Source organism: Actinomycetospora sp. NBRC 106378 (genome assembly GCF_030269685.1).
GTDB lineage: Bacteria > Actinomycetota > Actinomycetes > Mycobacteriales > Pseudonocardiaceae > Actinomycetospora.
Map to the genome: position 1 here is coordinate 587,012 of NZ_BSTT01000001.1, position 16,711 is coordinate 603,722.

Sequence of the window (16,711 nt, forward strand, 5' to 3'; positions counted from 1 at the left end):
TAGACGGTGTCCGGCATCACCCGATCAGGCGTCCAGCTTGTAGCCCAGCCCGCGCACCGTCAGCAGGTGCCGCGGCTGCGAGGGCTCCGGCTCCAGCTTGGCCCGCAGGCGCTTGATGTGGACGTCGAGGGTCTTGGTGTCGCCCACGTAGTCCGCGCCCCACACCCGGTCGATCAGCTGGGCGCGCGTGAGCACCCGGCCGACGTTGCGCATCAGGTACTCGAGCAGGTCGAACTCCTTGAGCGGCAGCGCGACCTCTCCGGCCACCCCGCCGTTGTCCACCGTCACGACGTGGCGGCCGACGTCCATGCGCACCGGGCCGGCCTCCAGGACCTGGCGGTCGGAGCCGCCGGACCCGCCGTCGGGAACGCCCTCGCTGCCCTCGCCGCGGCGCAGGACCGCGCGGACCCGCGCGATGAGCTCGCGGGCCGAGTACGGCTTGGTGACGTAGTCGTCGGCGCCCAGCTCGAGGCCCACGACCTTGTCGATCTCCGCGTCCCGCGCGGTCACCATGATCACCGGCACCGAGGAACGCTGGCGCAGCGCCTTGCACACGTCCGTGCCGCTCATGCCGGGGAGCATCAGGTCGAGCAGCACGATGTCGGCGCCGTGCCGCTCGAAGTCCTCGAGGGCGGCCGCCCCGGTCCCGGCGACGCTCGCCTCGAAGCCCTCCTTGCGCAGGAGGTAGGCCAGCGGGTCGGCGAAGGACTCCTCGTCCTCCACGATCAGCACCCTGGTCATCGGTCACCTCTGGTGGTCGGTTCCAGCACGGGAAGTCCGTTGCGGTGGTGGTTCTCGTTCCCGACGGCAGGTGGGTCCGGGTCGGGGGGCTCGGGCGGCGGGGCCGGGAGCCGCAGCGTGAAGGTGGAGCCGACGCCGGGTTCGCTCCACAGCACCACCTCGCCGCCGTGGTTGGCCGCGACGTGCTTGACGATCGCGAGCCCGAGGCCGGTGCCGCCGGTGGCCCGCGACCGGGCCGGGTCGACGCGGAAGAACCGCTCGAAGACCCGCTCCTGGTGCTCGGGGGCGATCCCGATCCCGCGGTCGGTCACCGAGATCTCGATCCGGTCCGCGACCGCCCGCCGGCGCACCGACACCGTGGAGCCCGGCGAGGAGTAGGCGATCGCGTTCTCCAGCAGGTTCGCGAGCGCCGTGACGAGCAACGTGGAGCTGCCGGCGACCTCGAGTCCCTGCGGCGCGTCGAGCGTCAGGTCGGTGCCGGCAGCCTCCGCCGAGACCCGCACGCGGGCGACCGCCTCGCGGACCACGTCGTCGACCTCGACCGGGTCGAGCTCGGGCAGCGGGTCGCCGCCCTGCAGCCGGGAGAGCTCGATGAGCTCGGTGACGAGCGACCCGAGCCGGCGCGACTCGTGGAGGATCTTGCTGGTGAAGCGGGTGACCTCGGCCGGGTCGTCGGCGTCGAGCGCGGCCTCGGCGAGCACGGCCATCGCGCCGACCGGCGTCTTGAGCTCGTGGCCGACGTTCGCCACGAAGTCGCGACGCACGGCCTCGAGCCGCACCGCCGCCGAGGTGTCGGAGGCCTCGACCACCACGAACCCGTCCCCGAGCGGGCCGAGCCGCGCGATCACCGACTGCGGGGCCCGCCGCGACGCCACGGGCGGCGACAGGTCGATCTCGGCCGTCCCGCCGTGCTCGGCGATCCGCCCGGCGGCGGCCGCGACCCGGCCGTCGGGCCGCGCGTCGACGACCGCGCCGAGGACCTCCGCGCGGTCGTTGGAGAGCACCACGTCGCCGAAGCGGTTGATGACCGCCAGGCCGGCGTGCGAGCGCCGGACGATGCGGGCGAGGAGCTCGGCCACGGTCGGGCCGGCCGCGACGACCGCCGCGCGCTTGCTCCGCGCCTTCCACCGGACCCCGGCGACGCCGACGACGACTCCCCCGAGGGCCGCCAGGACGACGGCCAGCACGGTCACGTACGCCGGGACGGCCACGGGCCCGATGGTAGGGCCGTCACCCGGATTTCCACCCCTGTCGGACCGCCGTTGGTGACCCGTCCAACCCCCGGCAGGGTGACTGTTGGCGACCCGTTCAGGTGGTGTTCACCGAGCTCACCGGCCCTGGTTGGCCACCGCCGCGATGGCGTCCTCCGCCGCGTCGGGGTCGAGGTAGGTCCCGCCGGGATTCAGCGGACGCAGCTCGGCCGGGTCGTTCCTGTCGGCCTCGAGGTCGTAGCGCAGCGGGATGCCGGTGGGGATGTTGAGCCCGGCGATCGTCTCGTCGTCGACGCCGTCGAGATGCTTGACGACGGCCCGCAGCGAGTTGCCGTGCGCGGCGACGAGCACCGTGCGCCCCGCCTTCAGGTCCGGGACGACGGCCTCGGTCCAGTACGGCAGCAGCCGCTCGAGGACGTCCTTCAGGCACTCGGTCCGCGGCAGGGCGTCGCCGAGGTCGGCGTAGCGCGGGTCGCCCGTCTGGGCGTACTCGTCGTCCGGGTCGATCGGGGGCGGCGGGGTGTCGTAGGAGCGGCGCCAGATCTGGAACTGCTCCTCGCCGAACTCCTCCATCGTCTGCTTCTTGTCCTTGCCCTGGAGCGCCCCGTAGTGGCGCTCGTTGAGGCGCCAGTCGCGCCGGACCGGGATCCAGTGCCGGTCGCAGACGTCCAGGGCGATCTGCGCCGTGGCGATCGCCCGGCGCAGCAGTGAGGTGTGCAGCACGTCCGGCAGCAGGCCGGCCTCGCCGAGGAGCTGGCCGCCCCGGCGGGCCTCCTCCTCCCCGGTCGCGGAGAGCGGCACGTCCACCCAACCCGTGAACAGGTTCTTCTCGTTCCACTCGCTCTGCCCGTGCCGCAGCAGCACCAGCGTTCCGACGCTCATGGGCCCGGACCCTAACGGGCGAGGCCGGGTGCGTAGGACGAAACGGCCGGGGGTAGCCGTGCGCGAACGGACGGCCAGGCCGTCCTCCCCATGATCGAGAAGGAGCAGGGATGAACGACGACGACATCACCACCTCCGGGTCGAACCCCGGCCACGGCCCTGCCGACGGCGGCGCCTCGGGTGGGGGCGCCGACGGCGGTGCCGACGGTGGCGCCGACGGCGGTGCCCACGGCCCGGCCGACGGCGGCGCGGCGGGTAACGGCTCCGACGGCGGTGCCGACGGGGGCGCGGGCCACGGCCCGGCCGACGGCGGTGCGGCCGGTGGCGGCGCGGACGGCGGCGCGGACGGCGGTGCCGACGGTGGCGCCCACGGCCCGGCCGACGGCGGTGCGTCCGGCAACGGCGCCGACGGCGGTGCGGACGGCTCGGCGGGGCACGGCCCGGCCGACGGCGGTGCCAGCGGCGGCGGCTCCGACGGTGGGGCCGACGGCGGCGCGTAGGTGCTTCGCAGGTGAGCACTAATCCGTGCCAGAACACGGACTAGTGCTCACCTGGCGCAGCCACATTGGAGGACACCGTGACCGACCGCCCGTTCCTGCGCCGCTGCGTGGCCGGCGACCTCGACACCTTCGCCGACGAGGCGTGGGGCCGGCAGGCCGTCCTCTCGCGCGCCGACGACCTCGCCAAGGACGGCGATACCGACGCCGCCTCCGGCTACGGGGACCTCTTCTCCCTCGACGCCGTGGACGACCTGCTCGCCCGCCGCGGCCTGCGCACGCCCTTCCTGCGCGTCGCGAAGCAGGGCACGGTCGTCGACTCGAAGCACTTCACCGGCGACGGCGGCGTCGGCGCCGAGGTCACCGACCAGGTCCGCGACGACCGGATCGCCGGCCTGTTCGCCGACGGCCACACCGTGGTGCTGCAGGGCGTGCACCGCACGTGGGACCCGGTGGCCCGCCTCGCGACCGGCCTGAACGCCGACCTCGGGCACCCGGTGCAGGTCAACGCCTACATCACCCCGCCGTCCTCGACGGGGTTCTCCGCGCACTACGACGTGCACGACGTCTTCGTCCTGCAGATCGCGGGCACCAAGCGCTGGCACGTCCACGCGCCGGTCCACCCCGACCCCCTGCGCAACCAGCCGTGGAACGACCACGCGGCCGCCGTCCGCGAGCAGGCCGCCGGCGAGCCGCTGCTCGACGAGGTGCTCCAGCCCGGCGACGCGCTGTACCTGCCGCGCGGCTTCCTGCACTCGGCCACCGCCCAGGGCGAGATCTCGGCCCACCTGACGGTCGGCATCCACGTCCTCACCCGCCATGCCGTGCTCGAGACGCTCCTCGCGGGCCTGGCCGACGACCCCGAGCTGCGCGCGTCGCTGCCGCTCGGCGTCGACGTCGCCGACCCCGCCTCGCTCGCGCCGCACGTCGAGGCGGTCGCCCGGAGGGCCGCCGAGTACTTCGGGCGCCCCCTCGACGCCGACCGGACCTCGCGGCGGCTGCGCGGCCGCGTCTGGAACGGCAACCGCCCCGAGTCCCTGCTCCCGCTGCGCCAGGCTGCGGCCATCGCCGCGCTCGACGCCGACACCGTGGTGCAGCCGCGTCTCGGCCTGCGGCACCGGGTCCTTCCGGACGCCGGGTCGGGGAAGATCACCCTCGACCTCCCCGACCGCTCGCTGGAGCTGCCGGCCGCGGCCGCGACGCCGTTGACGACGCTGCTCGCGGGCGGGCCCGTGCGGATCGGGGACGTCGGAGAGGACGAGGCCGGCGACGCGATCGTGGTCGCCCGCCGGCTGATGAAGGAAGGTGTCCTGGTGACGCCCGATGCGGTCACTGGCGCCGATCACCGCGATGGAGGTACGACGGACACGTGACGGCGGAATCACTGACCCGGCAGGACCCGGCGGACGACCCCACGCAGTTCCGCTGTTCGGCCGCCGCCCGCGAACGGGACGATCCGCTGTTCGCCTCCGCCCCGCCGGCCCGGCGCTGGCTGCTGGTGGAGCACCCCGGTCCGTGGGGGTTCCAGGCGCTGGCCGGGGCCGGGTTCTCCGACCCGGTCGTCGAGGCGATCGACGCGTTCTGCCGCAGCCACGAGGCGCGCTTCCAGCTCATCCGCCGCACCGCGGCACGCGGGATGCCCACCGAGGCCGGCGGTCGGTTCGCGCTCGTCGACTCCCGCATCGGACACGAGTCGGTGCGCTGGGGACGGGTCGACTCGCCCGAGGCGCTGCCGGCGGCACTGGCCGACGTGGAGGCGTCCACCGAGCCGTCGGACGAGCCGGTGTACCTCGTGTGCGCCCACGGCCGGCACGACGCCTGCTGCGCGATGCGCGGGCGCCCGGTCGCGGCCGTGCTGGCGACGGAGTTCGCCGACCGGACCTGGGAGACCACGCACACCGGGGGCGACCGCTTCGCGGCCAACGTCGTGCTGCTGCCGCACGGCCTCGTGCTGGGACGGGTGCCCGCCACCGAGGCGGTGCGCGTCGCCGAGCGCTACGACGCGGGCGAGGTCGACCCGACCCTCGTGCGCGGTCGCGCCGGGCTCGCGCCGTCGGTGCAGGGCGCCCAGCACCATGCCCGCCTCGCCCTCGGCGAGCACCGCGTGACGGCGCTCGCGCCGGTGGCGGTCACGCCCGACCCGACCGAACCCGCCGTCGTGACCGTCCGTCTGGCGTCCGAGGACGGCCCGCTCGACGTCACCGTTCGGGAGCGGTGGATCCCGTCGGCGACGCCGCTGACGTGCAGCGCCGGACGGACCGCCTCGATGCGGACCTACGACCTGGTGTCGCTGACCCCGACGCGGCCGTAGCGGGCCGGGCCGGCGTCCCACCACGCCATCAGGCGGCGGTGGACGGGACGCTCCACGGCCTTCGTCAGGAGCCAGCCGCAGAGGACGCCGGTGACGACCATGAGTCCGGTCTGCAGCGTCGGGCCGACCCCGAGCTGCTGCGCGCGGCGCATGACCACGTACCCGACCGTCTGGTGGGTGAGGAAGACCCCGTAGGAGATGCCCGCCAACCAGGTCACGGCGCGGTTGACGCGCCCGGGCAGCCGGTCGCCCCAGTCGGGGCCGACGGCGGCGACGGTCATCGCGACGACGCCGCACCCGATGAGGGCCACCGCGATCCAGTCGGTGGCCCAGCCCGTCGTCGGGTCGAGCACCGAGGTCTGCAGCGCGTGCTCCCCGATGGCGGCGATCTCGAGTGCCAGGAAGTGCGGCAGACGCAGGCGCCCCGTCGAGTACATCCACACCGCGACGCCGGCGACGAACAGGTGCCAGCGGAAGATGCCGAGCCCGTCGACGACGTAGCCGTACATCGTCCCCGCGGGCAGGGTCGCCCGGTAGTACCACTGGGCGGCCGGGACGAGCACCGCCAGCCACATCACCACCCGGAGCCCGACGCCGCGACCGAGCGGGCTCCGCCACATCACCGCCGCGAGGCAGAACGCCATCAGCTGCAGCGGGATGGTCCAGTACGACCCGTCGACGAACCCCCAGCTCGGGTCCCAGTGCCAGAGCATCACCAGGTTGGCCAGGAGATCCCGCTTCCCGGGCAGGTACCAGCCGTCAGGGGCGAGGTAGCGCAGGAAGAGCCAGGCGTTGACGGTCGCCACGAAGAACGCGGGCAGCAGGCGCGCGATCTTGCCCCACCACCACCGGGCGGTCCCGCCGCGCCGGACACCGCCGCGACGCACCGTCGCGGCGACGAAGTAGGCCGACAGGACGAGCAGCAGGCTCGCCCCGACCTGGTGGGGGAACGTGTAGTTCTTCGGCAGGATGTCGTGGTAGACGAGCGGGCCGATGAACGTCGAGTGGTAGAGGATCACCAGCAGGACGAACCCGCACCGCAGGACGTCCCAGCTGACCCGCCGCGACGATCCGCCCGGGGTCCGCGGCGGCTGGGAGCCGGCCGTCGGGCCGCGGACGTGCGACGACGGCGAGGCCGGTCGCTGCACGATGTCGGTCACCGCGGGCACGGTAACAACGCACGGCGACCGTCAACTCACGAGGCGTGGCGCTCCGCGCTCGGCGGATCGTCCTGCGCCGCGACCGGTCGGGGAGTCCCGTGGGTGCTCACGGTGTTTTCACGGGCGCCGTCACGAGAGCTGTCACGGGAGCCCTCGTCGGAGGTCCGCGTCGGCTCGGACGGCCGTCCGTCCTCGGACAGCGCGCGGCTCTCCGCCTTGAGGATGCGCATCGACTGACCGAGGCCGCGCGCCATGTCCGGCAGCTTGCGCGAGCCAAAGAGCAGCAGCACCACGACGATCACGATCGCCCAGTGCACCGGGCTGAGTGACCCCATCGTTCCCACCTCGCATCGATCTCGGCCGCAGGCGTGCGACCGTTCGGGCGCGAGGGTAGACCCGAGATGGTGAGCATGAGGCAAAGACCGTGGGAAACCCCCGGACGGGAGGTTTGATGACTGTGGCCCCGGGGCGACGTAGGGACTGCATCGTCACCTCGTCAAGAGAGGCACCGTCATGGTCGTCTTCACCATCATCGGCTGGATCATCTTCGGCCTCATCGTCGGGTTCATCGCCCGCGCCCTGGTCCCCGGCAAGGACAACATCGGCGTCCTGCGGACGATCCTGCTGGGCATCGCCGGGTCCGTGGTCGGCGGTCTGATCGGCTCGCTGCTCTTCGCGCCGCACCGACTCTCGCTCTCGAACCCGGTCGGCTGGATCGGGTCGATCGTCGTCGCGATCATCCTGCTCGTCATCTACAACCGCGTCACCGGACGCAAGGCCGCCCGTCGCTGACCCCTCCGAACGGAGGGTTCATCGCGAGCCCCGGAATCGGAGCATGGGGCCGTTCGGTTGTGGACGATCGAACGACTCCCGACCCACAGGAGGCAAGGATGCCGAGCCGCGACGCCACCACCCACTGGGAAGGCGGCCTGCAGGACGGCAAGGGCAGCGTGACGCTGGACTCGTCGAACGCCGGACAGTTCAACGTCTCCTTCCCGACCCGCGCCGAGAGCCCGAACGGGCAGACCAGCCCGGAGGAGCTCATCGCCGCGGCGCACTCGTCGTGCCTCGCGATGAACCTCTCGGGGGTGCTCGGCAGCGAGAACCTGACCGCGAAGTCGATCGACGTCAGCGCCGAGGTGACGCTGTCGCCGGCCAAGGGCGGCGGGTTCGAGATCAGCGGGATCGCCATCACGCTCCGCGCCGTGGTCGACGGGGTGGACGAGGCGAAGTTCAAGGAACTCGCCAAGACCGCCGAGGAGACCTGCCCGGTCTCCAAGGCGCTCGCCGGCACCACGATCACGCTGGACGCCGCGCTCGAGAGCTGAGCCGCCCACGAACGGGCCGTTCGTCACCGTCGACGGTGACGGACGGCCCGTTCGTGTGTCAGGGGGCGACCAGGTCCACCACGACGCACGCCGCGTTGTCCGGCGCCCCTGCCGCCCGCACCTGCGCCAGGAGGGTCCCGACGACGGGTCCCGGCTCGGCCCGGGCGGTCAGCGTGCGCGCGATGGCCGCGTCGTCGAGCTGCGTCCAGACGCCATCGGTACAGAGCAGGTAGCGGTCACCGACCTGCGCCGTGCGCCGGTGCAGGTCGGGCTCGTCGGTGCCCAGCACGCGGGCCAGCCGCGGCCGGTCGGGATGGTCGAGCGCCTCCTCCGGCGTCAGGCGGCCCTCGTCGACGAGGGACTGCACCCGGGTGTGGTCGACCGTGAGCCGCGCGAGTACCCCGTCGCGCAGCAGGTAGGCCCGGGAGTCGCCGACGTGCGCGACGAGCACCCGGTGGCCGTCGCACCACAGCGCCGTGGCGGTGGTGCCCCCGTCGTCCGGCGGCCCGGTCCGCGCGGCCGCCTCCCCGAGCGCATCGAGGAGTCGCGCCCCGTCGGAGCCGGTCACCGCCTCGACCACGCCCCGGCTCGCGGTCGCCCCGGCGGCGTGGAAGCCGTCGGCCACCACCGCCCGGTCGTCCACCCAGGCCGCCGCGTCCTGCTGCTCGTCGCGGGCACCCCGCTCCAGCCCGGTCGCGCCCACGCACCGCACCACGTCCGTCGTCACGATCGTCTCCCTCCGCCACCGTGCGAGGAGGTCGGCGACGTGGGTGCGCCGGACGGTCGTGTCGTGCTCGACCTGCCGCCACCAGGCCGCGAGGTCCGCGGCCGCCTCGTCGTCGGGCAGGTCCAGCAGCGCGCCGATCCGCGTCAACGGCACCCCGACCTGCCGGAGCTCCGCGACCCGTCGCGCCCGGCCGGACTGGCCGTCGTCGTAGAAGCGGTAGCCCGTCGTCGGGTCGACGGCGGCCGGGGCGACGAGCCCGAGCTCGTCGTAGAGACGCAGGGCCTTCGGTGTCAGACCGGTCGCGGCCGCGAACGCCCCGATCGTCATGCGCGTCACGTCGCCACCCTCCCCCGGTCCGGGCCGTTCCCGGACCGGTGACCACGCTCGGCCCTGTCCCGGGGGCAGGGTCAAGTCCGCCGCCCACTCCACGCCCAGCCGCCGCACAGGCGGCCGTCCGACCCTCGTGAGCATGGGGATCACGTGGGTGCTGCTGGCGGCGGTGCTGTTCGGCCTCGGGTCGGTGGCCCAGGCGGCGGCACTGGGCGCGACCGGCGCCCCGTGGACGGCGATGCTGCGCCACCCCGCGTTCGTGGCGGGCACCGTGGCCGAGGGGCTCGGCGCGCTCGCGCACGTGATGGCGCTGCAGACGGTGTCGATGGCGGTGGCCCAGTGCGCGGTCAGCGGCAGCCTCGCCGTGACCGCGGTGGCCGCACGGTGGTGGTTCGGGACGCGGTTGGGGTGGCGCGGGGTCGCGGCCGTCGGCGCCCTGTCGGCGTCCCTGGTGGTGCTCGCGTCGGTCGCCGGTCAGTCGGGCACCACCACGGACACCGCGGCCCTGGACGTCGGCCTCGTCGTGACGGCGGCGGTGGTGGGGTTGGCCGGGCTCGCAGGGGCCGTCGCCCGGCGACCCACCCTCGTCGCGGTGTGCTCCGGGCTCGGCTTCGCCGCCTGCTCGACCGCGGTCAAGCTCGTCGACCTCACGCACCCGCTGTCCGCCCTGACCTCGGCCCCCGCGCTCGCCGCGGCGGTGACCGGGGCGCTGGGCTGCCTGTGGTGGACCGTCGCGCTGCGGCTCGGCACGGTCACCACGGTGACGGCCGTCGTCGTGGTGTCCGAGGTCGTCCCGCCGTCGCTGCTCGGGCCGCTGCTGGGCGACGAGGTGTCCTCCGCCTTCTACCTGGTCGCCCCGCTCGTGCTCGCCGTCGCGGCGCTCGCCTGCGTGGTGCTGGCCCGCGGTGGCGCCGAGGCGCCCGCACCCGTCGTCGGGACGCTGCCCGAGCCGGTGCCGGCGTAGCCCCGCCGCCGCCCCCATGGCAGGAAAGCCCTATCGGCGTGCTCGATTGAACTGCTGTCATCCAGTGGCAGGTGAGCCACATCGTGCGGGCCAGCCGAGCTGACAGATGTCGCGGATCCGGACGCCCAGGCCCCGGATCCGCTACCTCGTCAGCCGTCAGCCCCAGCCCGCAGGTCGGTGCACCCGGGCGGGCAGCGCCGTCGCGGCGTCACCGTGCGCGGACGTGACCTGGGGGTTCGTCAGGAAGAGCACGCCGGACAGCGAGGCGCCGCGCAGGTCGGCCCCGCGCAGGTCCGCCCCGAGGAGGTCGGACCGCCCCAGGTCGACGCCCCGCAGATCGGCGCCCATGAGCAGGGCCCCGCGCAGGGACGTGTCGGCCAGGCGACGCCGCCGCAGGTCCTTCCCGACGAGGTCCGCCCGGGCCGTCGACCGCCCGCCCGGCCCGCGCACCGCCTCGCTCAGCCGGCCGAGCAGCTCCCCCGCCTCGGCGCGCACCGCTGCGACGTCCGCCTCCGGACCGAGCGCGGCCACCCGCCCGGCGAGGGCCGCCCGCTCGTCGGCAAGGACGTCGATCGGCTCGGCGAGGTACCAGAGCACCTCGTGCAGCGCCCGCATCACGTCGAAGGCGCCGAACGCCTCGTCCGGGGCGACCCGCCAGTCCGCCCACGCCGTCACCCGCTGTCCGGCGCCGAAGCAGTCGAACGTGACGCACCCGGGGAAGCCGCGCTCGGGCAGCTCGGTGTGGATGGTGCAGGGCGCCGCCTCCCCCGGGGCCGTGACCGCCAGGTGCGGGCAGGGCGTCCGCGCCGACTTCGACAGCCCGAAGTCCGCCGAGCGCGCGAACGCCGGTGCGACGCAGCAGAGACCGCTGCACCGGGAGCAGTCGGCTTCCAGGTCCACGGGGTCCGGCTCCTTCGACGATGCGGCTTTCCTGCCGCTGGTTGACAGCAACGACGCTTTTCTGTCAAGCGAGGGGGTCAGCGCGACCCCGTCAGCGGCAGCTCCGCCACGACGCGCCACGAGTCGGGCTCCCGGGAGCCCACGAGCAGGTGCAGGGCCTCGATCCGCGCGGTGAACGGCAGCTGCGGCACGACCCGTGCCTCGGCCGCCCGCATCGCCTCCACCGGTGCGACCGAGCCGTACCCGACGGTCAGGTGCGGGTGCGGCTCGTGCTCGCCGCGGTAGGGCGGGCAGGCCGGGAACGCCTCCCACACGCAGGCGGTCAGGTCCGCGAACGGCGCCGACGGGCGCGGGGCGAGCCAGAGGTAGTCCTCGCCGAACCAGCCCGTCGTCGGGAAGGAGCAGTCGATCGCCCCGGCGCCCGCCACCGCGTGCCGCAGGCGCGTGACGACGGCGTCGTCGATCTCGGCCGGCGGCAGGAACGGGTAGAGCACCGTCACGTGCGCGGGCACGCCGGCCGCCGTCGTCGGGTCCAGCTCCCGGCGCTCCTTCCCGACGACGGGTTCGGCCTCCGGCACCAGTGCGAGGACGGCGGACTCGGTCGGTGTGCTGCTCACCGGCCCATCCTGCCGTGGCAGGTGCGCCGGCACGGATCCCGTCGTGTCCCGACCTGCCCGGGACGTCAGGCCAGGGGGCGCCGCTCGCGCTCGGCCGCGATCACGAGACCCTCACTGAACACCAGGAACACCACCGCGAGCCATACCGGTCCGGCCCACGCCAGCAGCAGCGCACCGACCGCGAACAGGGCCAGCTTCAGCAGCAGACCCGGCCGTGGTGGCAGCCGGCGAGCGGCCCGCGGGGCGAGCCACCGACCCCAGATCACGACGAAGACCCCGACGAGGACCACCACGAGGACGATCCGCCCGACGACCGAGCGGGGCAGCGCGACGCCCGCGTACACGAGCACGGCGATCATCGCGACCTCCGCCAGGAACACGCCCGCCTCGATCAGCCCCGGACCACTCGTCCGCTCCGCCACGGGCCGGACCCTAGCGAGCATCGGTCGGGCGGACGAGGAGCCGAACGTCAGGCCGTCACTGCTCGCGCCACGTCCAGCACCCGCTGGGGCTCCTCGAGTGGCGAGATCAGGAGGTCGGTGGTGCCGGCGTCGGCGAAGCGCGCGAACTCGCGGGCCAGGTCCTCCTCGCTCCCGACGACGAGCGTGTCCGCCGGTCCCTGCAGGCCCGCGCGGTCGAGCACCGCGCGGTACGCGGGCATCGACTCCACCGCCACGAAGTCGCGGGCGATCCGCTCCCGCAGCCCGTCCGGGTCGGTGGTCACCGCCGCGAGGACCTGCACCACGACGCGCTGGTCGTCACGCAGCGCGGGACGCAGCACCTCGCCCACGAGGTCCGGGCGGACCCACACCGCGATCGTGCCGTCGGTGAGGTCGCGGGCGACCTCGAGCATCCGCGGTCCGAGCGCGGAGAGCAGGAGCGAGACCGGCGCGACCGGGACGTCCAGCGCCGTGTCGACGGTGAAGAAGCGGCCCTGGTGCCGGACGTGCTCGCCGCGCAGCAGCCCGCCCACGATCTCCAGGTACTCCCGGCTGTGGGCCGCGGGCGCGGCGTAGGGCAGCCCGAGCTGGTCGGTCACCGACCAGGCGTGGCTGGGGCCGAGCCCGAGCGTGAACGGCGCCCCGCTCGCCGCGGCGATGGTCAGCGCCTCGGTCGCGGCGACGACGGGGTGCCGCGGGTAGGTGGGCACGATCGCGGTGCCGAGTTCGAGGCCCGGACCGACCCGGCCGGCGGCCGCGAGGAGCGCGAGCGGGTCCCAGGAGCCCGGCATCTGGTTGGTCCAGACGGAGTCGAGACCGCCGCGGATCGCTGCCGCGACCTCGACGGCGACCCGGTCCGGGGCGGTGGTGAGGGTGATGTTCCGGCCGATGCGCATGCCTGCCAGCTCACGCGCACCCGCCGTCGGGAACGAGATCGACCTACGCTCTACAGCGATCACGGGATCTGATCGACGGAGGTCTCCGGACGTGGAGCTGCGGGCGTTGCGGTACTTCGTCACCGTCGCCGAGGAGTTGCACTTCGGCCGGGCGGCGGAGCGGCTGCACATCGTGCAGCCCGCGGTGAGCCAGCAGGTCGCCCGGTTGGAGCGCGAGCTCGGGGTGGCCCTGCTCGACCGCTCGTCGCGGCACGTGCGGCTCACCGTCCCCGGGGAACGGGTGCTCGCGGCGGCCCGCGGCGTGCTGGCGGCGGCGGACCAGGTGCGGGTGGCGGCGGTCGACCCGGGGATGACGCTGCGGATCGGGACCGCACCGGCGCTCACCGACCGGTTGGAGCGCGCCGTCGAGATCCTGCGGCGTGAGGACCCGGCGATCCAGACCGTGCTGGTCGACCTCCCCGCCGGCGACCGACTCGCGGCGGTGCGCGACGGACGGCTCGACGTGGCGCTGATGCGCGGGACGCAGTCGGTCGCGGGCCTCACCGTCGTGCCCGTCTGGCGCGAGCCGCTCCAGGCGGTCGTCGCCGTCGACCACCCCCTGGCCGGGCGGGAGTCGGTCGCCCTCGTCGAGGTCGCGGTGGGTCCACTGCTCGATCTCGACGGCGGGTCGGACCCGGCGCTGCGCGACGCGGCGGCCCGCGCCCTCGGCGACGCGGGGGTGTGCCAGCCGCAGCGCCGCGTGGTCGGCTCGGTGCAGGACCTCGTGGTGGGCGTCGGCGCCGATCCGCGCGCCTGGTCGTTGCTGCCGGCCGCGGTCCTCGCGGGCGCGGGGTCCCGTCGTGTCCGCGGGGTGGCGCTGGACCCGCCGGTGGAGCTGGTCGGCAGCATCGTCGCGCCGGTGACGACGCCGCCCGACTGCGTGCGGGCCCTCGCGGCCGCCTTCGGCGACGCCTGAAGCAGTACCGGACATCCTGGACAGGCAAGTGAGGGCTTGCCTATGGTGCCCGGGGTGAGCGACGTCTACCGGGCGCTGGCCGACCCCACGCGCCGCGCCCTGCTCGACGCGCTCACCGCGACCGACGGCCAGACGTTGTTCGCGTTGTGCGGCGCGCTGCTCGAGCGCGGCCTGTCACCCACCCGGCAGGCCGTGTCCCAGCACCTCGCCGTCCTCGAGGAGGCCGGACTCGTCCGCGTCCGCCGCGAGGGCCGCTACAAGTTCCACGACCTCGACACCCGTCCGCTGCGGGAGATCGCGCGGCGGTGGCCCGTCCCGGAGGAGTGACCCGATGCCGAAGGTGTCCTACTGCAGCGTGTTCGTCGACGACCAGGAGCGCGCGTTGCGCTTCTACCGCGACGTCCTCGGCTTCGAGCTCAAGCACGACGTCCCGCTGGGCGAGCACCGGTGGCTCACCCTCACCGCGCCCGGCGACCCGGACGGCGCCCAGCTCGTGCTCGAGCCCGCCGAGCACCCGGCCGTGGGCCCGTTCCGCGCCGCGCTGGTCGAGGACGGCATCCCCGCCACCGCGTTCGAGGTCGACGACGTGGCCGCCGAGGCGGAGCGGCTCACCGGGCGCGGGGTCACGGTCGTGCAGCCACCGACCCCGGCCGGCCCGATCACGATCGCCGTCGTCGACGACACCTGCGGCAACCTCGTGCAGCTGTTCTCGTAGGTGCGCTGCGCGCTCGTGCGCACTCATGGTCGCCACAGCGGCCGTGAGTGCTCACCTGAGCGGAACTCACAGCGCCTCGATGATCCGGATGTCGCGGTCGGCGCCGTCCCCGAGCGCCGCGAGCGCCTCCTGGTAGGCCGGGCTCTCGTAGGCGGCGACGGCCTGCTCGACGCTGTCGAACGCGATCAGCGTCGTCCGCTCGCGGGTGCCCTGCTCGAACGCGGCTGCCGGCGTGCCGCGCGCGAGGAAGGTCCCGCCGGCGGCGCGCATCGCCGGTCCGGCGAGCGCGACGTACGCGTCGAGCTTCTCCGGGTCCCGGATCGCGCGGAAGGTGTTGATCCAGTAGGCGCCCACCCGGTCAGCCTGCCCGCCGCGTCCACCCCCCGACGACGGGTGCGGGCGTCCGGGCGAGCGCGACGTTCCGGTGCGCGCTGATGGTGGTGGCGAGGATGTGCGCGTTGCGCGCCACCACCGGGTTGTGTCGGCCCGACACCCGCTCGACCGCGCCCTCCAGCAGCTCGACGGCGTGCGCGAGCTCGGCGAGGACGTCCCGCGACCACTGCGTGCGGTCGACGCCGGCCGGGCACAGGCCCGCGCCCCGCTCGGTGAGCTCGAGCAGGTAGTCCACGACCTCGTCCATCGACCCGATCCCGGTGGTGTGCATGCCCGCAGTCCTACGCCGCCCGCAGGGTCGGGGCGGAGGCGTTGACGAGGTCGAGACGCGCGAGGCGACGGCCTTGCCGTGGCGCACACACACGGGCCCGACGCGACGGAGAAGCAAGCCCCGCTCCCCGTCCGCTCCCCAGCGACGAGGAGCGGGGCCGACCTCCATCCGGGGACCGTGTCGGCGTTCCCCGAACCCGGCGCAGCCCCTGTGCGCTGGGATTCCTCCCCCGACCGGCCCGAAACCGTCATCGGTGCGGTTTCTCGATCCAGCCGCCGTCAGCCGGTCAAGGATCGGACGTCCGCGACGTCGTACTCGGCCACCGAGGCGCCGAGGAGCTGCGCCGTCTGCTCGTCGCCCGTCCCCGCGCCGCGGAAGGCCTCGACGTCGGCCTGCGACGCCCACCGCTCGAGGACGTTGATCCGCCCGGGGTCGAGCAGGTCGGCCGACAGCGCGAAGTCGAGGCACCCGCGAGCGCCCCGCGCCTGCTCGACGACGGCCACGCACCCGGCCAGGTACGCCTCCCGCGCCTCCGGTGCGACCAGCAGATGTCCCGCCACGATGACCATGGGTCCCCTTCCGAGGTCGACGCACCGAGTGTCCCCGGGACCGGGCGCGGCGGTCAGGTCCGGGTGCCGGTGGGGTCGGGCGGACGGGATCGCCGTCCGGCGTCGGGGAACCGGGCGGGCGGCGCCCCCCGTTCGATCTCGCGAGCGACCGCACCGCGCCGTCGCTCGCCGAGGAGCTGGCCCAGGATGGCGGCGGCGGCGGTGTCGCCGTCGTCCCGGAGGAGGGCGACCAGGGCGACGCGCAGCCCCCGCGAGACGAGGCTGGACGGCGCGGGCTCGGGCCGCGCGAGCTCGGGGCACTCCTCGCCGACCGCAGCGAGCACCTCGACGACCTCACCGGTGAGCCGCACCTGCTCGGCGGCGCCCCGCTTGTCGCTGGCCGCCGTCACCTCGGCCTGCATCCCGCGGAGATCCACGCCGAAGCCGAGGAGGACGGTCCGGACGAGCGGGTCGGCCACGCTGGCCATGAGCAGGTGTTCGGTCCCGATGATCTGGGAGCCGAGTCGCAGCGCCTCCTGACGTGCCCCGAGCCGGCGCGCGAGGAGCAGCGATGCCTCCGGTACGCCGGTCACCGGGGCGGCGTCCGCCCGGCGGTCGCCTCGGCGTCGACGCTCATCACGCGGCCGACGGTAGGGGTTTCAGAAGGGGATGAACAGGGAACGGCCCTCGGCTCCCGCGGATCCTCACCACACGTCTTCGCCTGCCGACCAGGCTCGTCGCGGATCGGCCATCGTGCGACCGGGCGCGCTGCGCGTGGACGGACTGCCGGCTCGCTCGCAGCGGCGCGGTGTCACTCCCGCAGCG

At 74.5% G+C, this 16,711-nt stretch carries 23 protein-coding genes; 9 read left to right on the forward strand and 14 right to left on the reverse strand.

Annotated elements, in window-relative coordinates; genetic code table 11:
• Positions 1 to 24: 24 nt before the first annotated feature.
• From QSK00_RS02890 to QSK00_RS02900, 3 genes are all read right to left on the reverse strand, one after another.
• Positions 25 to 741 carry a response regulator transcription factor gene (locus QSK00_RS02890; RefSeq protein ID WP_285587306.1) on the reverse strand — a complete coding sequence of 239 codons (717 nt, stop codon included), beginning with the start codon at positions 739 to 741 and terminating at the stop codon, positions 25 to 27.
• Positions 738 to 1,952: a sensor histidine kinase gene (locus QSK00_RS02895; protein WP_285587308.1), complete on the reverse strand. Its 1,215-nt coding sequence runs from the start codon at positions 1,950 to 1,952 to the stop codon at positions 738 to 740. Before QSK00_RS02895 ends, QSK00_RS02890 begins: the two co-directional genes overlap by 4 nt.
• Positions 1,953 to 2,069: 117 nt before the next feature.
• Positions 2,070 to 2,834: a phosphoglyceromutase gene (locus tag QSK00_RS02900; protein WP_285587310.1), complete on the reverse strand. Its 765-nt coding sequence runs from the start codon at positions 2,832 to 2,834 to the stop codon at positions 2,070 to 2,072.
• Positions 2,835 to 2,944: 110 nt separating this feature from the next.
• Here QSK00_RS02900 and QSK00_RS02905 point away from each other — a divergent pair, with 110 nt between their 5' ends.
• From QSK00_RS02905 to QSK00_RS02915, 3 genes are all read left to right on the forward strand, one after another.
• Positions 2,945 to 3,334, forward strand: a complete 390-nt coding sequence (locus tag QSK00_RS02905) for a hypothetical protein (protein ID WP_285587313.1) — start codon at positions 2,945 to 2,947, stop codon at positions 3,332 to 3,334.
• Positions 3,335 to 3,411: 77 nt separating this feature from the next.
• Positions 3,412 to 4,704, forward strand: coding sequence for a cupin domain-containing protein (locus tag QSK00_RS02910; RefSeq protein WP_285587315.1), 1,293 nt, complete (start codon positions 3,412 to 3,414; stop codon positions 4,702 to 4,704).
• Positions 4,701 to 5,642, forward strand: a complete 942-nt coding sequence (locus QSK00_RS02915) for a ferredoxin family protein (protein ID WP_285587317.1) — start codon at positions 4,701 to 4,703, stop codon at positions 5,640 to 5,642. The genes QSK00_RS02910 and QSK00_RS02915 overlap by 4 nt, the downstream gene beginning before the upstream one ends.
• Here the strand turns inward: QSK00_RS02915 and QSK00_RS02920 are convergent.
• On the reverse strand, positions 5,606 to 6,802 hold the full coding sequence (locus QSK00_RS02920; protein ID WP_285587319.1) for an acyltransferase family protein: 1,197 nt from the start codon (positions 6,800 to 6,802) through the stop codon (positions 5,606 to 5,608). The genes QSK00_RS02915 and QSK00_RS02920 overlap by 37 nt on opposite strands.
• A 35-nt stretch (positions 6,803 to 6,837) precedes the next feature.
• The gene (gene tatA, locus QSK00_RS02925) at positions 6,838 to 7,137 is read right to left on the reverse strand and encodes a Sec-independent protein translocase subunit TatA (protein WP_285587321.1); all 300 of its coding nucleotides are present in this window, start codon (positions 7,135 to 7,137) and stop codon (positions 6,838 to 6,840) included.
• Positions 7,138 to 7,315: 178 nt separating this feature from the next.
• Between tatA and QSK00_RS02930 the strand changes: the two genes are divergently transcribed.
• Positions 7,316 to 7,594 carry a GlsB/YeaQ/YmgE family stress response membrane protein gene (locus tag QSK00_RS02930; protein ID WP_285587323.1) on the forward strand — a complete coding sequence of 93 codons (279 nt, stop codon included), beginning with the start codon at positions 7,316 to 7,318 and terminating at the stop codon, positions 7,592 to 7,594.
• A gap of 98 nt (positions 7,595 to 7,692) precedes the next feature.
• Positions 7,693 to 8,130, forward strand: coding sequence for an OsmC family peroxiredoxin (locus tag QSK00_RS02935; protein ID WP_285587325.1), 438 nt, complete (start codon positions 7,693 to 7,695; stop codon positions 8,128 to 8,130).
• Between the two features lie 58 nt (positions 8,131 to 8,188).
• Here QSK00_RS02935 and QSK00_RS02940 read toward each other — a convergent pair whose 3' ends face one another.
• Positions 8,189 to 9,184 carry a MerR family transcriptional regulator gene (locus tag QSK00_RS02940; protein ID WP_285587939.1) on the reverse strand — a complete coding sequence of 332 codons (996 nt, stop codon included), beginning with the start codon at positions 9,182 to 9,184 and terminating at the stop codon, positions 8,189 to 8,191.
• Positions 9,185 to 9,326: 142 nt separating this feature from the next.
• Between QSK00_RS02940 and QSK00_RS02945 the strand changes: the two genes are divergently transcribed.
• Positions 9,327 to 10,151 carry a hypothetical protein gene (locus QSK00_RS02945; protein ID WP_285587327.1) on the forward strand — a complete coding sequence of 275 codons (825 nt, stop codon included), beginning with the start codon at positions 9,327 to 9,329 and terminating at the stop codon, positions 10,149 to 10,151.
• A 156-nt stretch (positions 10,152 to 10,307) separates the two neighbouring features.
• Here the strand turns inward: QSK00_RS02945 and QSK00_RS02950 are convergent, their stop codons facing one another.
• The 4 genes from QSK00_RS02950 to QSK00_RS02965 all read right to left on the reverse strand — a co-directional run bounded on the left by QSK00_RS02950 (position 10,308) and on the right by QSK00_RS02965 (position 13,004).
• Positions 10,308 to 11,051: a pentapeptide repeat-containing protein gene (locus QSK00_RS02950; RefSeq protein ID WP_285587329.1), complete on the reverse strand. Its 744-nt coding sequence runs from the start codon at positions 11,049 to 11,051 to the stop codon at positions 10,308 to 10,310.
• A 77-nt stretch (positions 11,052 to 11,128) separates the two neighbouring features.
• Positions 11,129 to 11,668 (reverse strand): 2'-5' RNA ligase family protein, encoded by a 540-nt coding sequence (locus QSK00_RS02955; RefSeq protein ID WP_285587333.1) that lies wholly within the window; start codon positions 11,666 to 11,668, stop codon positions 11,129 to 11,131.
• A 65-nt stretch (positions 11,669 to 11,733) separates the two neighbouring features.
• Entirely contained in the window at positions 11,734 to 12,090 is a 357-nt protein-coding gene (locus QSK00_RS02960) for a YrdB family protein (RefSeq protein WP_285587335.1), read from the reverse strand.
• Between the two features lie 47 nt (positions 12,091 to 12,137).
• The gene (locus QSK00_RS02965; RefSeq protein WP_285587337.1) at positions 12,138 to 13,004 is read right to left on the reverse strand and encodes a TIGR03564 family F420-dependent LLM class oxidoreductase; all 867 of its coding nucleotides are present in this window, start codon (positions 13,002 to 13,004) and stop codon (positions 12,138 to 12,140) included.
• Positions 13,005 to 13,095: 91 nt separating this feature from the next.
• Here QSK00_RS02965 and QSK00_RS02970 point away from each other — a divergent pair, with 91 nt between their 5' ends.
• From QSK00_RS02970 to QSK00_RS02980, 3 genes are read left to right on the forward strand one after another with little or no spacing between them, the layout of a single operon-like run.
• The gene (locus tag QSK00_RS02970) at positions 13,096 to 13,959 is read left to right on the forward strand and encodes a LysR family transcriptional regulator (protein ID WP_285587339.1); all 864 of its coding nucleotides are present in this window, start codon (positions 13,096 to 13,098) and stop codon (positions 13,957 to 13,959) included.
• Between the two features lie 42 nt (positions 13,960 to 14,001).
• Positions 14,002 to 14,286, forward strand: a complete 285-nt coding sequence (locus QSK00_RS02975; RefSeq protein WP_285587341.1) for an ArsR/SmtB family transcription factor — start codon at positions 14,002 to 14,004, stop codon at positions 14,284 to 14,286.
• A gap of 4 nt (positions 14,287 to 14,290) precedes the next feature.
• On the forward strand, positions 14,291 to 14,674 hold the full coding sequence (locus QSK00_RS02980) for a VOC family protein (protein ID WP_285587342.1): 384 nt from the start codon (positions 14,291 to 14,293) through the stop codon (positions 14,672 to 14,674).
• A 66-nt stretch (positions 14,675 to 14,740) separates the two neighbouring features.
• On the opposite strand, the gene QSK00_RS02985 is transcribed toward QSK00_RS02980, so the two are convergent.
• From QSK00_RS02985 to QSK00_RS03000, 4 genes are all read right to left on the reverse strand, one after another.
• Positions 14,741 to 15,028, reverse strand: coding sequence for a DUF1330 domain-containing protein (locus QSK00_RS02985; RefSeq protein ID WP_285587344.1), 288 nt, complete (start codon positions 15,026 to 15,028; stop codon positions 14,741 to 14,743).
• Between the two features lie 4 nt (positions 15,029 to 15,032).
• A complete protein-coding gene (locus QSK00_RS02990) occupies positions 15,033 to 15,338 on the reverse strand; it encodes a hypothetical protein (RefSeq protein WP_285587346.1) in 306 nt (101 codons plus the stop codon).
• Between the two features lie 278 nt (positions 15,339 to 15,616).
• Positions 15,617 to 15,907, reverse strand: coding sequence for a putative quinol monooxygenase (locus QSK00_RS02995; protein ID WP_285587348.1), 291 nt, complete (start codon positions 15,905 to 15,907; stop codon positions 15,617 to 15,619).
• Between the two features lie 53 nt (positions 15,908 to 15,960).
• Positions 15,961 to 16,479 carry a Clp protease N-terminal domain-containing protein gene (locus QSK00_RS03000; protein WP_285587350.1) on the reverse strand — a complete coding sequence of 173 codons (519 nt, stop codon included), beginning with the start codon at positions 16,477 to 16,479 and terminating at the stop codon, positions 15,961 to 15,963.
• Positions 16,480 to 16,711 lie beyond the last annotated feature (232 nt).

Bases quoted from the DNA above. Each gene is read 5' to 3' on its own strand.
- QSK00_RS02890 (WP_285587306.1), bottom strand. From the start codon at position 741: ATGACCAGGGTGCTGATCGTGGAGGACGAGGAGTCCTTCGCCGACCCG.
- QSK00_RS02900 (WP_285587310.1), bottom strand. From the start codon at position 2,834: ATGAGCGTCGGAACGCTGGTGCTGCTGCGGCACGGGCAGAGCGAGTGG.
- QSK00_RS02905 (WP_285587313.1), top strand. From the start codon at position 2,945: ATGAACGACGACGACATCACCACCTCCGGGTCGAACCCCGGCCACGGC.
- tatA (WP_285587321.1), bottom strand. From the start codon at position 7,137: ATGGGGTCACTCAGCCCGGTGCACTGGGCGATCGTGATCGTCGTGGTG.
- QSK00_RS02930 (WP_285587323.1), top strand. From the start codon at position 7,316: ATGGTCGTCTTCACCATCATCGGCTGGATCATCTTCGGCCTCATCGTC.
- QSK00_RS02935 (WP_285587325.1), top strand. From the start codon at position 7,693: ATGCCGAGCCGCGACGCCACCACCCACTGGGAAGGCGGCCTGCAGGAC.
- QSK00_RS02940 (WP_285587939.1), bottom strand. From the start codon at position 9,184: ATGACGATCGGGGCGTTCGCGGCCGCGACCGGTCTGACACCGAAGGCC.
- QSK00_RS02945 (WP_285587327.1), top strand. From the start codon at position 9,327: ATGGGGATCACGTGGGTGCTGCTGGCGGCGGTGCTGTTCGGCCTCGGG.
- QSK00_RS02965 (WP_285587337.1), bottom strand. From the start codon at position 13,004: ATGCGCATCGGCCGGAACATCACCCTCACCACCGCCCCGGACCGGGTC.
- QSK00_RS02975 (WP_285587341.1), top strand. From the start codon at position 14,002: ATGGTGCCCGGGGTGAGCGACGTCTACCGGGCGCTGGCCGACCCCACG.
- QSK00_RS02980 (WP_285587342.1), top strand. From the start codon at position 14,291: ATGCCGAAGGTGTCCTACTGCAGCGTGTTCGTCGACGACCAGGAGCGC.
- QSK00_RS02990 (WP_285587346.1), bottom strand. From the start codon at position 15,338: ATGCACACCACCGGGATCGGGTCGATGGACGAGGTCGTGGACTACCTG.
- QSK00_RS02995 (WP_285587348.1), bottom strand. From the start codon at position 15,907: ATGGTCATCGTGGCGGGACATCTGCTGGTCGCACCGGAGGCGCGGGAG.